Below are 14,852 nucleotides of genomic sequence, written 5' to 3' on the forward strand. Positions count from 1 at the left end.
GAAGTAGGTCACACAGGAGATAGTGACCGAACGTCTTATTGCACCAAGCTTACAGGAAATACGTATTGATGAGACCCGTGTCGCTTCCTGCAAACACATATCGCAATCAGAGAGGCGGTCGCGTTGCGAATCCGTCAGTTTGTTTCAAAACTGGAGGATTGTATTTTGACTACTCGCACTGCCGCGCGTTCTGGCGGTCGGTCTGCGCGCCGCGCCCTTCGGACTGCGCCCAAATTCGATATGCTGCCCGGCCTGACCAACAACCTGCCGCATTGCGAGGTGATGGATGGCAGCCAAGTGGAACTGATCGACAACGCGGCCATGGACATTCTGGAAAACGTCGGTGTTCAGTTCCGCGACCCGATTGCGCTGGACGACTGGAAGACGGCTGGCGCCAAAGTCGTAGGAGAGCTGGTATATCTGGATCGCAATCTTGTGCGCGAGCTGATCTCGACCATCCCGGCACAATTTACCTATCACGCGCGTGATCCGCAAAAGAACCTCAAGCTCGGTGGCAAACACGCGGTTTTTGTTCCGATGACCGGCGCGCCTTTCCTGTGCGATCTGGATGACGTGCGCCGCAACCCGCTGCTGGAAGACCTCGCGATGTTCCACAAGCTGTCGCACATGATGCCCGCGATGCACAGCTCGGCCCACCATATTGTCGAACCGTATGATCACCCGATCAGCCAGCGCCATCTGCGCATTACCTATTCGTCGATGAAGTATTCAGACAAGATGTTCATGGGCATGACAACCTCGCCCAAAAACGCCGAGGATGTGATGGATATGTGCGCCATCCTGTTTGGCGACGAGTTCATCGACAGCCACCCTGTCACCACCGGCAATTGCAACGGCAACAGCCCACTGGTCTGGGATGAAACCATGCTGGGCGCCATGCGTGCCTTCTGCCGCCGCAACCAGCCGGTATTGTGCTCGCCCTTCGTTCTGGGTGGTGCCAACACGCCCGCCTCGGTGCCCGCCACCGTGGCACAACTGACCGCCGAGGCGCTGTCGGCGCTGGCTTATACGCAGGTGATCCGCAAGGGCTGCCCGGCGATCTGGGGGCATTACCTGTCGACCGTGTCGATGAAGTCCGGCGCGCCGATGGCGGGCACGCCTGAAATCAGTCTGATGAACTTCATGATCGGTCAGATGGCGCGCTTTTATGATGTGCCGTGGCGTACCTCGAACACACTGGGCGGGGCCAAGACCTTCGATGCGCAGGCAGGCTATGAATCTGCCACCACGCTACAGGCCGTCATGCATGCCGGTGCGAACTATATCTGGCACTCGGCTGGCTGGAATGAGGCGGGCATGCATTGCTCGACCGCCAAATTCATCGTCGACGCGGAACAATGCGCGATGGCCTATCGCATGGCCGAGGGTCCGAAATGGCACGATTTCGATCAGGCTTTGGCAGCGGTTCCGGATGTCGGCCCCGGCGGCCATTATCTGGGTCACCCGCATACGCAGGAAAACTTCCAGACCGCGTTCTTCATGCCGGAACTATTCGACAACAACTCAATCGAACAATGGGTGGCGGAAGGTGAAGTTGAAATCACCGAGCGCGCCCTGAAACATGCCCGAAAATTGCTGGCTGAATATCAAGAACCCAAACTGGACGACGCTAAAAACGAAGCCCTTCTGGACTATATCGCCCGCCGAGAAAGGGAAATACCGGCAGCAGATGAGTTGAACCAGACATACTGATAAACACTCCCCGTACTGGCCCGCCCGCATCCCGGGTGGGTCCTTTTTTAGTTTAGGACAAATAGAACAAGATGAAGATAGCTGAACTGCACATCTACAGCCACGATCTGCCGGTCAAAAACGGGCCCTACACGATGGCCAATGCCGAAGTTTGGGCGCTCGATACCACGCTGGTCAAAGTCGTGGCGGACAACGGTCTGGTCGGCTGGGGTGAGACCTGCCCAGTTGGTCCGACCTATGCCGAGGCGCACGCGACAGGTGCTCGCGCCGCTCTGATCGAAATGGCCCCCGGTCTGATCGGAACCGAGGCGCTGCCCCTGGCCTTGCATCGCAAGATGGAGGGGCTGCTGAACGGTCACAGCTATGCCAAGGCGGCCATCGACATCGCCGCGCATGATCTGTTGGGCAAGCATCTGGGCGTTCCGGTCTGCGACCTGTTGGGCGGGGCGTCCACGGACAAAGTGCCGTCCTACTATGCCACCGGTGTCGGCGCACCTGACGAAATTGCCCGTCTTGCAAAGGAAAAGCTGGCCGAGGGCTATCCCCGTCTGCAGATCAAGGTCGGAGGCCGCCCGGTCGAAATCGACATCGAAACCATCCGCAAGGTCTGGGACGTGGTCAAAGGGTCGGGAATGCGTCTGGCCGTGGACGGCAATAGGGGTTGGACCACGCGCGACGCCCTGCGCGTCAGCCGCGAATGCCCTGATATCCCGTTCATTATGGAACAGCCCTGCAACACGATCGAGGATCTGCAGAAGATCCGGCCTCAGGTCACGCACGGCATTTACATGGACGAAAATAGCACCAGCCTGAACACCGTAATTTCAGCGGCAGGCACCGGTTTGGTCGATGGGTTCGGCATGAAGGTCACCCGCATCGGTGGGCTGCACCTGATGCGCGCCTTCCGCGACATCTGCGAGGCCCGCAACCTGCCGCATACCTGCGATGACAGCTGGGGCGGCGACGTAATTGCCGCCGCCTGTACACATATGGGCGCAACCGTTCGGCCCGACCTGTTGGAAGGCGTCTGGCTGGCCGCGCCATACATCCAAGGCAACTACGATCCCGAAAACGGCATTCAGATCAAAGGCGGGTATATCGGGTTGCCGACCGGGCCGGGGCTGGGCGTGGTCCCCGATGAAAGTCAATTCGGCGCCCCTGTTGCGTCTTTCTAACTGTGGATGACCGCATGAATCTGAATGGAAAATCAGCTCTGGTCACTGGTGCTGCCGGTGGCATCGGGGCGTCAATCGTTCAACGTTTGCGAGAGGCAGGAACGCGGGTCGCTGTCGCGGACCGATCTGTGGATGGCATCGAGGCCGAGGCGCATCTGCCCGGCGATCTGCTTGATCCCGATTATGCCGACCAATTGCCGAGGGCAGCGGCGTCGTCGTTGGGCGGGCTCGATATCGTGATCAACAATGCTGGCGTCATCACGCGCGGGTCAGTTGCGGACACATCTGATGCGGACTGGTCCCTGTCGCTTGGCGTAAATGTAGAAGCCCCCTTTCGCATTTGCCGTGCCGCAATTCCGATCATGGCCGAAGCCGGGGGCGGCGCCATCGTCAACACCGCGTCGTGTTGGGGGCTGCGCCCGGGTCCCAATCACGCCATCTACTGCATGACCAAGGCGGCCATCGCGTCCCTGACCCAATGCATGGGCATGGATCACGCACATCAAGGCATTCGCATCAACGCGGTATGCCCGAACGAGGTGAATACGCCGATGCTGCGCTCTGGCTTTGAAAAACGCGGCTTTGATCCCGATACCGCCGTGGCCGAGCTGGGCCAGACCGTGCCGCTGGGCCGGATCGCCGAGCCCGAGGATATCGCCGATGTCATCATGTTTCTTGTCTCGGACGCGTCGCGCTATGTTTGCGGCACGCTGGTTGAGGTCAACGGAGGGAAGCCCGTTTCATGATGCGGTTCGATGGAAAAGTGGCGCTGGTCACAGGTGGGCGCAGTGGTATTGGTCAGGCCATTGCCCGCCGATTGCAGGACGAGGGCGCGCGGGTCTTCACCGCCCAACGTGGCGAGGACACGGAATTCCACGGCATCGCTGCGGATTTCACCGATCCTGACAGCCCTGCGCAGGTGGTTGGCGAAGTGATCGCTCAAGCCGGGCGTCTGCATGTATTGGTCAACAACGCAGGGATGATGCAGGAAGCCTCAGTCGAGGATATGAGCCTGGATGACTGGCACCGCAACCTGACGATCAACCTCACTGCACCGTTCCTGCTGATCAAAGCTGCCCTGCCGCATCTGCGCGAAACCAAAGGTAGCATTATCAACACCGGATCAATCGAAGGCTTGGGCAGCAATCCCGGCCACGCCGCCTATTGCGCATCAAAGGCGGGACTGCACGGCCTGAGCCGCGCTGTTGCCGTGGATCACGGGTCCGAGGGTATCCGCTGCAACGCGGTTGCACCGGGATGGATCGAAAGCGACCTGAATTTGGGCTTCGTCGAGTCCATGCCCGACCCCGCTGCGTTCCGGCGCGACATTGCCAAAATCCATCCTGTCGCCCGGACGGGACATCCCGAGGAGGTTGCGGCGCTCGTCGCGTTTCTGGCGTCAGAAGATGCTGGTTTCATAACCGGGCAGGTTTACACGGTGGATGGCGGGCGCATGGCGAAACTCAGCCTGCCCTGACGATCATTCCTTGCCGGATCGCCATTCTTTCCAGATCAGGTAGCTGTTCGCACCAAGCGAGGCGAATGGTTCTGGCGGCAGGCGCGGCAGGTCAGGCTGCGCCAGGAAATGGTCTGCAATCTCTGAGCCATTTTGCAGTACCAATTCTGCGATGCCCATGCCCTGCAAGGTGCCTCGGGCGATGCCCAGACCATTCTGGCAGCAGGCCGAAAACACTCCGTCCTCCAGTTCGCCAAACGCGGCAGACCCATTGCGGCTGAGGCACAGCATCCCGGCCCAGCGATGCTCCATCCGTACATCTGGCAGATGTGGAAAGCGCTCCTTGAACTTGCGATCATGTACCCAGCCCGCGTTACGCAGGCGCATCCGGCTGGTCTCGATGGTCGGATGGAAGCTTGATCCGATGCGGATCAGAATGCGATCCCCATAATTGCCGGAAATGCGCCGTACCGATGTACCCATCGGATCAGCCGGTGTCACCGACCAGCGCGCCTGCCCGCCCAATACTTTGATCTGCGCTTCGGTCAGCTGGGCCGAGATCGACGCATAGAGACAGATATGCATCAGTTGCCGCTGGTAGAACCCGAAGCTTTCAAGATGGCCGTTATTGGCCAGAATGATCCGCCCGGAGCTGACCTTGGCCTTTGGCGTACTGACGATCCAGCCTGCGCGCTGTTTTTCAAAGCTGGTTGCGGGTGAGTTCTCGAAAATGTCAATCTGGCCTGCCAGACGCTCCGATAACGCCCGTACGTAAGCCGCGGGCTGGATCATCACTGTCCCCGGCGCAAAGAGCCCCGAAGTGTAGTGTGGGCTGCCCGTGATCTGGCGCATCTGCTGCTGGTCGTAAAGCGTATGTGGCTCGCCCAGTTTGGTCAGATGCTCAGCAAAGGCGCGATTATGCGCGTCGCCCGCCTTTGTGGCAGCGGCGTTGTACTTGCCGCAAGGGTCGAACGTTTCCTGAGGTAACTCGCAATCCCCAGCCACTTCGGTCGCAAAAGCGATGGCCTTGCGATTCAGTGCGATTGCGGCGCGATCCGCCTCCAATCCCTCGCCTGCGTAATTGTCTGAGGCCAGATCATGCGGCAGGTCGATCATGAACCCCGAGTTCCGCCCCGCAGAGCTATCGGCAAATCGGCCTGCTTCCAGCAGAACAACCTTCAGTGAAGGGTCCAGCTGATGCAACTGCCGCGCTGTGCTGAGCCCGGCGAACCCACCACCGATAATGGTGATGTCAGCAGTGAGGTCCTGTTCAAGCACCGGCAGGGGCATCTTGGGTGGCAGGATGGCATTCCATCCCGCCGGGCCTGTCTGCCGAGGCAGTCTTTTGGCCTCGAACCGTGTCAATCCACGGCCTCGTCCGCATCATCGGCCAGATCGATCCAGATGGTTTTTAGCTGGGTGTATTGGTCATGCGCGTGGACCGAATTGTCACGACCACCAAAACCGGATTGCTTGTAGCCACCAAATGGTGTGGTGATGTCGCCCTCGCCAAAGCTGTTTACTGTAACGGTCCCGGCCCGGATCGCCCGCGCGCCGCGAATGGCGCGTTTGGCATTGGCCGTGAAGATCGAGGCGCAGAGGCCATACTCGGTATCATTGGCGATCTTGATGGCCTCGTCAAAGCCCGTGACTTCGATCACCGACAGGACCGGGCCAAAGATTTCTTCCCGGGCCAAAGTGGTATCATTGCCAGACACTTCGACAACTGTGGCCTCGACAAAGCCCTTGTCCGCCTTGCCGCCGATCAACACGTTCTCAGCTTGCTCCAGATAGCCGCAGACTTTGGTGTAATGGCCTTCGCTGACCAGCGCACCCATGCGCGTTTCCGGATCCAGCGGGTCGCCGATATTCCACTGTTTGGCGTGATGGGCGATGCGCTCCAGTAGTTCAGCCTTTACGTCCTTATGCACGATCAGGAGCGACGAGGCCGAGCAGTTTTCACCCATGTTCCAAAACGCGCCATTGACGATATGCTGGGCCACGCGGTCCAGATTCTCGGCGTCTTCCATGACGATGGCGGGGTTCTTGCCCCCCATTTCAAGCACGACTTCCTTGGCGTTGCTTTCCGCCGAATAGGTCAGGAACCTCTTGCCGGTCACGGTCGAGCCGGTGAAAGACACCATGTCGATATCCATTTGGCGGCCGATGGGTTCGCCCACCTCGGAACCCCCGCCGGGGACGATGTTTAGAACACCGGCAGGCACACCGGCTTCCATCGCCAGTTCCGCCACGCGCAGTGCGGTCAGGGTGGTTTCCTTGGCCGGTTTGATCACCAGCGAGCAGCCCGCCGCCAGCGCCGGGCCGATCTTCCACGCCAGCATCAGCAACGGGAAGTTCCACGGCAGCACAAGACCCACAACACCGATCGGTTCGCGCACCACCATCGCGATGTGATCGTCGCTGGCGGGCGAGACCTGATCATAGATTTTATCGATCGCCTCGGCATGCCATTTCAGGCAGTGGATGGTCTCTGGCACGTCGACGGTTTCGCAATCATAGATGGTCTTGCCGCTGTCGATGCTCTCCATCACCGCCAGTTCGCGGGCATTGCGGGTCATAAGCTTGCACAGCCGGATCAGCACATCCTTGCGTTCGGACGGGTGCATTTTGCTCCAGCGGCCATCGTCAAACGCGGCACGTGCTTTCTCGACGGCAAAGTCCACGTCTTCGGCGCCACAGGCGGCGATATCGGCCAGCTTGTCGCCGGTCGCCGGATTGGTGCTGGTGAAGGTCTTGCCCGAGGTCGCCGGGCGGAACGCGCCGTCAATGAAGGCGCCGGTCGGCAAATCCAGACCAGCTGCGATGGATGTGTATTCGTCCTGAGTCAGCAGAGCCATGTGTTTTATCCTTCTGCCACGATGTCGGCGATTTTGCGTTTCAGCACGCGCGTCACCTGTTCCAGCGCGCGCTTGTCATCCTTGTTCAGACCCTTCAGCGGGGGCCGCATGATCCCTGCGTCGATGCCGTTCATGGTGACGCCGTGCTTGATGGTCTGGATGAACTTGCCACCCTGTTCCAGTACATGCATCAGCGGCAGCATCGCGCTCATGATGCGGCGGCCCTTGTCGAAATTGCCCTCGACCACGCAGGCGTTGTAGAGCGCCACGTGTTCGACCGGCAAGAAGTTCGACCCGCCACAGACCCAGAATGGCGCGCCCCAGGCGAAGAATTCCAGCGCCTGATCGTCCATGCCGCAGCCCAGCTGGATATGCGGATAGTCGCGCGCCAGCAGGTGCACCCGGTTGATATCGCCCGAGCTTTCCTTGATGCCGCAGAAGTTGCGGCTGCGGCCCACACGGTCAAGGAATTCCGGACCCATCATGGTGCCGGTGCGGTGCGGATAGTTATACAGCATCACCGGCAGATCGGCGGCCTTGTCGATGGCCAATGCGTTCAGTGCGTTTTCCCGGTCGGTGGGCACCGAATAGGCGGGGCTGGCCAGCAGGATCGCATCCGCCCCGACCTCGCGCGCGCCCGAGGCCAGCGCAATCGAATCCGGCGTCATCATCGCGCCGGTCCCAACGACCAGAGGCAGGCGGCCCTTTAGGCGTTCATGCGTGAACCGGGCCAGTTCCAAACGTTCGGCCACGGGCTGGGCATAATTCTCGCCGGTGGAGCCACCCGAGATCAGGCCGTGCACGCCGTTTTCGATCAGATACTCGATCACATCCGACAGTGCGTCCCAATTGACGCTGCCGTCGTCGTGATAAGGGGTCACCACGGGGGTGTAGATCCCTTCGAATTTGAACAGGGGGGTCATTTAGGTCCTCATGCAGGGGTTTTATGCGCCACAGTCCCCAGCGGCAGGTCAAGCCCGGCGGGCGTGACGAACAGCTCGATCTGGTCGCGGGAAAGGTTCCAGTGATCAATGGCCAGTTGCCCGGCCGCCGCCTCATCGCTCGCCTCGATGGCGGCGATGATTGCATCATGATGGGCGCTGGCCACAGATAGATTGTCGGCCACCACCTGATCCTTCGGCCGATAGAAGGTCATGCCGATCCTGGCATGGTCGATCAACAGCCGCTTGAACGATGGCAGCAGATAGGTGTTGTCGGCCATATCGCCGGTGATCTCGTGAAAGCGGTTGTTGGCCAGCGCCCGGTCCGCGCCCGACCCGGACCGCAAAGCCGCCTCGAACGTCTGTTGTGCGCCCTTGAGGTCGTCAATCAGTGCCGCTGTCGCGTTCAGCGCGGCCAACCGCAGGATCGCCCCATAGACCATGGGCGCAGCCAGAAAGAAATCGCGCAACGTGGTATACGACATCTCGGACACGCGGGCGCCCCGGTTTTCCCGCAACTCTAGATAACCCTCGCCCGCCAATTGCCGGAACACCTCGCGCAGCGGGGTGCGCGACAGGCTGAATTCATCCGAAAGAGTCGCCTCATCCAGATCAGCACCAGGTTTCATCGAAAGGGTCAAAACCGCCGTCTTCAAATGCTCTTTCAGCGTGGCTTTTGGTGATCTAGCGTCGTCTTTCATCCTTTAGCCTCATCATTCCCAGTGGCAGCCCCGCTCGAATCGCGCGTGGTCACCGTTATGTATTCTACTAAAATACAACTTGTATACATAAATATTTCGTGCAGCATGGGCGCCTGGAAATTAGACTCACCTTCGGGCGTCGCCCCAGCTTGAAAACGGTACGACACATGCCTCAGACGCGACACATCACATTTATACTGATCGAGGAGTTCTCTCACCTCGCCTTTTCCTGTGCGGTCGAGCCATTGAGGATTGCAAACCTCGTGAGCGGCGAAGAGTTGTATCGCTGGTCTTTTGTGTCCGAACATGGAGAACAGGCGATCTGTTCCAACGGGTCTGTCACGCTGGTGCATTCCGGGCTGGATGGCCTGACCAAAAGCGACCAGTTGTTCGTCTTGTCGGGCATTCACATGCGCGACCACGTCACCCGATCTCTGTTGGCCACTTTGAGACGTGAACGCGTCCGTGGCACCCCGGTCGGAGCTTTGTGCTCCGGAGCGTGGTTGCTGGCAGAGGCTGGTTTTCTCGACGGAATGCAGGCGGCGATCCACTGGGAATACCACGATGCGTTCATGGAGGCCTTTCCAGAGGTCAATCTGGTTCGCAGTGTGTTTGTGGCCGACGAAAAACACATTACCGCGTCCGGCGGAACTGCAACCGCAGATTTGATGCTGCACCTGATTGAACGCGATCACGGTGAGGAATTGGCCATCGATGTGGCGGATCAGATGGTCTACAACGCCGTGCGCAATGCCACGGCCAAACAACGCGTTTCGCTACAATCGCGCAACGGCATGCGCAATTCGCACCTCGCCAATGCGATCACCATCATGCAAGACAACATCGAAACCCCGGTATCCCCGTCCTTCATCGCAGAAGATCTTGGCATATCCACAAGACAGCTTGAGCGGTTGTTCGGCAAATACCTGAACACGTCACCCAAGAAATACTTCATGGAAATGCGGCTGGAACGGGCTCAGAAGCTGTTGTTGCAAACCGAAGCGTCTGTCACCGAGGTTGCCGTGGCCTGCGGTTTTGAAAACCCAGGCCATTTTTCGCGCGTGTATAGATCAAGCTTTGGCGTCACGCCACATGCGCAGCGCAACAAGATCGACTGACATCTGACTGGCGGTGAGTATGCCGCATCCGATACGGCAGGGGATGCCGCGCTTTGGCGGCCCTAAGCGGGCCTGAACGGGCATCCCCCTAACCCTGCCGAGATACCCCCTCATTAAAACCGGACTAGTCAACAGATCGGCAGGATGATGTACCAATAGATATGGATGTTGGCATAAGTTTTACCAGAACTTGTCAGACATGAGTTTCTTATGCCCTTATTCGTTAATCTTTGCCTCAATTCGCGACATTTGTTTTGACGAAAGACAGCAGCAGCAAAGCCCCTTATCGCAGGAAAAACCTGACCAAAAGATACTTAGCGCGCTGTTTCGTGCTTTTAATGTTTCCAATGGCACTCAGGGAACAAGTATCCGGAATCCTATCTGGCGCGCTCCTCAAAGGTGAGACGCACCAAGTTTGGACCGGGTTTTCTGGAATCAGTTCCGTCAAATCTGCGTTCAAAAGCTTATCGGACGCTCAAGTGTCGATTCTAACGGAATTGCGTCATATCCAGACTGGGCGCGGTACGCGAGATTTCGTGCGTACTGGTCGCCGCGTCCGAGCCGATGCGAAGGTTCAGTTTCCCGGTGCCGCTGAAACGCTCGAAATATGCGAATTCCATCGAGTTGAGGGCGCCCATATCCTGACATTGGATCACGTAGTCCGCCTGAAATTCTGAATGGTCGTCCGAAGCGGATACATCGACCCCTTCGCCCGCCTGTTCTTGGTGTGACGAAACCTCATGTGTCAGGATCACATTTGCAGATGCCGTAAAGCATCCGGCCTCGGTCGGGACGACAAACAGGTCAAGCGGTTTGGACAGCTCTGAAATCGCGATGGCAACGCGCGTGCGTTCGTCATCGGTTGCCACCGGGGTCTCGAACCCGATGATATCCATGCTTGGCACCTTGAGCGACAGCGAAAATTCCGCGCCGGTAAACACGATATCCAACTGGCCGGAACCGTGTTGATGAGGGGTCGAGATTTGCGTCGCTTGGGCTGCAAGTGCCGCAGGAAAGAGGGACAATGCCAGAACAGAGCACTTCATTAACCAACAACCACCTTTAACAGAATCACAATTCCGATTTTAGCGCGAATCACCCGCTACGCAATGTTAACCGGCAGTCTGAAGCCCGCCAGATATGGGGAGGCGCGCGAGATGCCAAACATTTCCTTGTTATTCTGACAATATTACTCAGGTTGACATTGATGACTAATTCACTCAGTTATTCCATTGCAAAACCCGCGGATTGTTCCCGCGTGATCTGACAATTCTGACAGGAAAGTACCAAATCCTATGACCAAGTTGTTTGCCGCCGTCAGCGCCCTGACGCTTTGCACAGCCACCGCGGCTATATCTGGTGACACGCCCGCCAAAGCAGATGTTCTGAACACCTATGCCAATATTGCCGAAGCCAAATTTGATGACAGCCTGATTGCGGCCAAGACCTTGCAGGACGCAATCAACGCGCTGATCGCAGATCCGTCGGACGCAACACTGAATGCGGCGCGCGCGGCGTGGGTTGCGGCGCGTGTGCCGTATCAGCAAACCGAAGTATATCGCTTTGGCAACGCAATCGTTGATGACTGGGAAGGCAAGGTGAACGCGTGGCCATTGGACGAAGGTCTGATCGACTATGTTGACGCGGCCTATGGCGGCGCGACGGATGAGAACGAATTTGCCGTGCTGAACGTTATCGCCAACCCTACTTTTGAGCTGTCGGGTGGAACCATTGATGCTGGCGAAATTACCCCTGAACTGCTGAGCGAAACACTGCACGAGGCGGATGGCATCGAAGCCAACGTGGCAACCGGATACCATGCCATCGAATTCCTGCTCTGGGGTCAGGATATGAACGGTCACGGTGCAGGTGCGGGCAACCGCCCGGCCACGGATTATGTGCAGGGTGATGACTGCACCGGTGGCAATTGCGAACGTCGCGCCCAATACCTGAGTGCTGCAACAGACCTGCTGGTCAGCGATCTGGCCTGGATGGCAGATCAGTGGAAAGAAGGCGGCCCGGCCCGCGCGGCCCTGATGGAAAAAGAAGAGGATGGCGTCAACACGATCCTGACGGGGATGGGCTCATTGTCTTATGGCGAACAGGCAGGTGAACGGATGCGTCTGGGGCTAATGCTGAACGATCCAGAAGAAGAGCATGACTGCTTCTCGGACAACACCCACAACAGCCATTACTATGACGGCCTGGGCATCCAGAACGTCTATCTGGGCAGCTATACCCGCATCGATGGCACCCTGGTTTCGGGCGCGTCGCTGGCCGATCTGGTCATCGCAACCGATCCGGCGCTGGATACCGAGATGAAAGCGAAACTGGCGGCCACAATGCAGGCACTTGGCAAGATCAAATCCACCGCCGAGGCAGGCTTTGCCTATGACCAGATGTTGGAGCGCGGCAACGAGGGCGGTGAGGCTCTGATCATGGGCGGCGTAAACGGGTTGGTCGATCAGACCAAGACCATCGAACGCATCGTGACCGCATTGGAGCTGGACGGGATCGAGTTCGAAGGGTCGGACAGCCTGGATGACCCAAGCGCGGTGTTCCAGTAACCACCGAGCGGGCCGGGAGGGACATTCCCCCGGCCCATTCAGACCCTCCTGATTACCCGCCGAGACGCAGAAAACGAGCCAAAAACAATGATTGTCTGCCACTGCACCAACATATCCGATCACGACATCCGCGCGGTCATCGACTGGATGCGCACGGCGGATCCGCAAACCATCATCACCCCCGGTAAAATCTACCATGCACTTGGGAAATCGGCGGATTGCGGCGGGTGTATGCCTCTCTTCCTAGACACAATGCGGGCAAGCAGTAATCTGGAAGTACCGATGCAACTCTGCGCCTTGCGCGCCGGAGTAACACAGGAGAAAGCAGATGAAGGGCGATCCAAAGGTCATCGAATACTTAAACAAGTCTCTGCGGCATGAACTGACAGCCGTCAGCCAATATTGGCTGCATTACCGCCTGCAGGAGGACTGGGGTCTAGGCCATATGGCCAAGAAAAGCCGCGAGGAAAGCATCGAAGAGATGGGCCACGCGGACAAGCTGATCGAACGGATCATCTTTTTGGAAGGTCACCCCAACCTTCAGAAACTGGACCCGCTGCGGATAGGTCAGACGCCCAAGGAAACGCTGGAATGCGATCTTGCGGCCGAGATCGATGCAAGGGCCCTGTACAAGGAAGCGCGCGAATATTGTCGGGAGGCCGGCGACTATGTCTCCATGTCGCTGTTCGAGCAGTTGATGTCCGATGAAGAGGGGCATATCGACTTCCTCGAAACGCAGCTCGACCTGTACGAAAGGATCGGCGAAGCCAATTATGCGCAACTTAACGCATCGAAAATGGACGAAGGCGAGTAGCCTTCTTACCTTGTCGGTGGCCGTTCTTGCGGCCACCCCTTCCCTGTCAGCCGAGTTGCAGGATCTGCATTTGAACATCACCCCCCGCACCGATGATGAGCGCGCTCGAATTGCCGTTGTGACTGCGCCACCGCAGGATTTCAGCACGCCGCAGCCGTTTGAAGACCTCACTGCCGGGGCCGCGACAGTCCGGGTGCGCAATGACGCGGATGCGTTTTCGCAACCCTCGGGCAATCTGAGTTTCGATCAGGAACTGGATTTCAAGGTCGGAAACGGGCTGTTCAAGAAAATCTGGGTCTCGTCGCCATCATCAACGCTGGCCTCTGACGGGTTGGGGCCGCTTTACAATGCGCGGTCCTGCCAGCGTTGCCATATCAAGGACGGGCGTGGGCACACGCCAAACGGACCTGATGACAACGCAATCTCGATGTTCCTTCGGGTCTCGATTCCCGGCACGCAGGAAGATGGCTATGCCGAGATCGAAGATTACATCGCCACCCTGCCCGAACCTAACTATGGCGGGCAGATGCAGGATTTTGCGCTGGCGGGGCATCCGGCAGAGTACCGGCTGGATATCTCGTACGAGGAAATCCCGATAGAGTTGTCAGATGGCGAAACCGCAACGTTGCGGCGCCCGACCTATCAGGTGGTCGATCTGGGCTACGGCCCGCTGCACCCGGACGCAATGCTGAGCCCCCGGGTCGCGCCTCAGATGATCGGGCTTGGCCTGCTAGAGGCGATTCCGGTCGAGGATCTGTTGGTCAAAGCTGATCCTGACGATGCGGATGGGGATGGCATTTCGGGCCGTCCAAACATCGTCTGGTCCGTGGAATACGGCGCACCGATGATGGGCCGGTTTGGGTACAAGGCCGGGATGCCGACGATCATGGAACAATCGGCTGCGGCCTTTGCCGGGGATATCGGCATTTCCAACCCGCTCTATCCGGCTTCGCACGGCGATTGCACCGATTTGCAGGTGAACTGCGTTGAGGCCCCGCATGGCGACAATGACGTGCGCGGGTTCGAGATCGATCAGTTGGGCATGGATCTGGTTGATTTCTACAGCCGCAATCTGGGCGTGCCCGGTCGCCGCGATGCGGACGATCCGGAAGTGCTGCGCGGGAAAGAGGTGTTTCACACGACCGGCTGCGCATCCTGCCACACACCGGCCCATGTCACCCACCGCATGGAAGATCGCCCCGAACACAGTTTTCAACTGATCTGGCCTTATACCGACCTGCTGCTGCATGACATGGGCGAAGATCTGGCGGATCATCGCCCCGAGGCCCGCGCCACGGGTCGAGAATGGCGCACGCCACCGTTGTGGGACGTTGGTCTGACCGAACGTGTCTCGGGCCACACACAGTTTCTGCACGATGGGCGGGCGCGAAACCTGCTTGAGGCAATCCTGTGGCATGGGGGTGAAGCTCGGGTTGCCCGTGATACAGTTGTGTCAATGCCGAAAGCTGACCGAGACGCCCTGATCCAATTTCTGGAGAGCCTCTGACC

The 14,852-nt window shown here is 58.6% G+C and carries 14 protein-coding genes; 9 read left to right on the forward strand and 5 right to left on the reverse strand.

Annotated elements, in window-relative coordinates:
* Positions 1–162: 162 nt before the first annotated feature.
* The 4 genes from Q0816_RS15775 (at position 163) to Q0816_RS15790 (ending at position 4,365) form a co-directional block, all read left to right on the forward strand.
* Positions 163–1,713 carry a trimethylamine methyltransferase family protein gene (locus Q0816_RS15775; RefSeq protein ID WP_298852600.1) on the forward strand — a complete coding sequence of 517 codons (1,551 nt, stop codon included), beginning with the start codon at positions 163–165 and terminating at the stop codon, positions 1,711–1,713.
* Between the two features lie 71 nt (positions 1,714–1,784).
* Positions 1,785–2,888: a mandelate racemase/muconate lactonizing enzyme family protein gene (locus Q0816_RS15780; RefSeq protein WP_298852246.1), complete on the forward strand. Its 1,104-nt coding sequence runs from the start codon at positions 1,785–1,787 to the stop codon at positions 2,886–2,888.
* A gap of 14 nt (positions 2,889–2,902) precedes the next feature.
* A complete protein-coding gene (locus Q0816_RS15785; protein ID WP_298852249.1) occupies positions 2,903–3,634 on the forward strand; it encodes an SDR family NAD(P)-dependent oxidoreductase in 732 nt (243 codons plus the stop codon).
* Positions 3,631–4,365 (forward strand): SDR family oxidoreductase, encoded by a 735-nt coding sequence (locus Q0816_RS15790; protein ID WP_298852251.1) that lies wholly within the window; start codon positions 3,631–3,633, stop codon positions 4,363–4,365. Before Q0816_RS15785 ends, Q0816_RS15790 begins: the two co-directional genes overlap by 4 nt.
* A gap of 3 nt (positions 4,366–4,368) precedes the next feature.
* Here the strand turns inward: Q0816_RS15790 and Q0816_RS15795 are convergent, their stop codons facing one another.
* Genes Q0816_RS15795 through Q0816_RS15810 form a run of 4 tightly spaced genes read right to left on the reverse strand, consistent with a single transcriptional unit; the run spans position 4,369 to position 8,844 of the window.
* A complete protein-coding gene (locus Q0816_RS15795; RefSeq protein WP_298852253.1) occupies positions 4,369–5,709 on the reverse strand; it encodes an FAD-binding oxidoreductase in 1,341 nt (446 codons plus the stop codon).
* On the reverse strand, positions 5,706–7,202 hold the full coding sequence (locus Q0816_RS15800) for an aldehyde dehydrogenase (RefSeq protein ID WP_298852255.1): 1,497 nt from the start codon (positions 7,200–7,202) through the stop codon (positions 5,706–5,708). The genes Q0816_RS15795 and Q0816_RS15800 overlap by 4 nt, the downstream gene beginning before the upstream one ends.
* A gap of 5 nt (positions 7,203–7,207) precedes the next feature.
* The gene (locus tag Q0816_RS15805) at positions 7,208–8,125 is read right to left on the reverse strand and encodes a dihydrodipicolinate synthase family protein (protein ID WP_298852258.1); all 918 of its coding nucleotides are present in this window, start codon (positions 8,123–8,125) and stop codon (positions 7,208–7,210) included.
* Between the two features lie 8 nt (positions 8,126–8,133).
* Entirely contained in the window at positions 8,134–8,844 is a 711-nt protein-coding gene (locus Q0816_RS15810; RefSeq protein WP_298852260.1) for a GntR family transcriptional regulator, read from the reverse strand.
* Between the two features lie 167 nt (positions 8,845–9,011).
* On the opposite strand from Q0816_RS15810, the gene Q0816_RS15815 reads away from it, so the two are divergent.
* On the forward strand, positions 9,012–9,962 hold the full coding sequence (locus Q0816_RS15815) for a GlxA family transcriptional regulator (protein ID WP_298852263.1): 951 nt from the start codon (positions 9,012–9,014) through the stop codon (positions 9,960–9,962).
* Between the two features lie 488 nt (positions 9,963–10,450).
* On the opposite strand, the gene Q0816_RS15820 is transcribed toward Q0816_RS15815, so the two are convergent.
* A complete protein-coding gene (locus Q0816_RS15820; RefSeq protein WP_298852265.1) occupies positions 10,451–11,008 on the reverse strand; it encodes a DUF2796 domain-containing protein in 558 nt (185 codons plus the stop codon).
* A gap of 249 nt (positions 11,009–11,257) precedes the next feature.
* Between Q0816_RS15820 and Q0816_RS15825 the strand changes: the two genes are divergently transcribed.
* The 4 genes from Q0816_RS15825 to Q0816_RS15840 all read left to right on the forward strand — a co-directional run bounded on the left by Q0816_RS15825 (position 11,258) and on the right by Q0816_RS15840 (position 14,850).
* Positions 11,258–12,529 carry an imelysin family protein gene (locus Q0816_RS15825; protein ID WP_298852266.1) on the forward strand — a complete coding sequence of 424 codons (1,272 nt, stop codon included), beginning with the start codon at positions 11,258–11,260 and terminating at the stop codon, positions 12,527–12,529.
* An 87-nt stretch (positions 12,530–12,616) separates the two neighbouring features.
* Positions 12,617–12,910 (forward strand): (2Fe-2S)-binding protein, encoded by a 294-nt coding sequence (locus Q0816_RS15830; RefSeq protein WP_298852267.1) that lies wholly within the window; start codon positions 12,617–12,619, stop codon positions 12,908–12,910.
* Positions 12,858–13,343: a bacterioferritin gene (gene bfr, locus Q0816_RS15835; protein WP_050604713.1), complete on the forward strand. Its 486-nt coding sequence runs from the start codon at positions 12,858–12,860 to the stop codon at positions 13,341–13,343. The genes Q0816_RS15830 and bfr overlap by 53 nt, the downstream gene beginning before the upstream one ends.
* A 16-nt stretch (positions 13,344–13,359) precedes the next feature.
* The gene (locus Q0816_RS15840; RefSeq protein WP_298852602.1) at positions 13,360–14,850 is read left to right on the forward strand and encodes a di-heme oxidoredictase family protein; all 1,491 of its coding nucleotides are present in this window, start codon (positions 13,360–13,362) and stop codon (positions 14,848–14,850) included.
* The last annotated feature ends 2 nt before the right edge of the window (positions 14,851–14,852 follow it).

Origin of the sequence: uncultured Ruegeria sp. (assembly GCF_947497005.1) — a bacterium.
GTDB lineage: Bacteria > Pseudomonadota > Alphaproteobacteria > Rhodobacterales > Rhodobacteraceae > Ruegeria.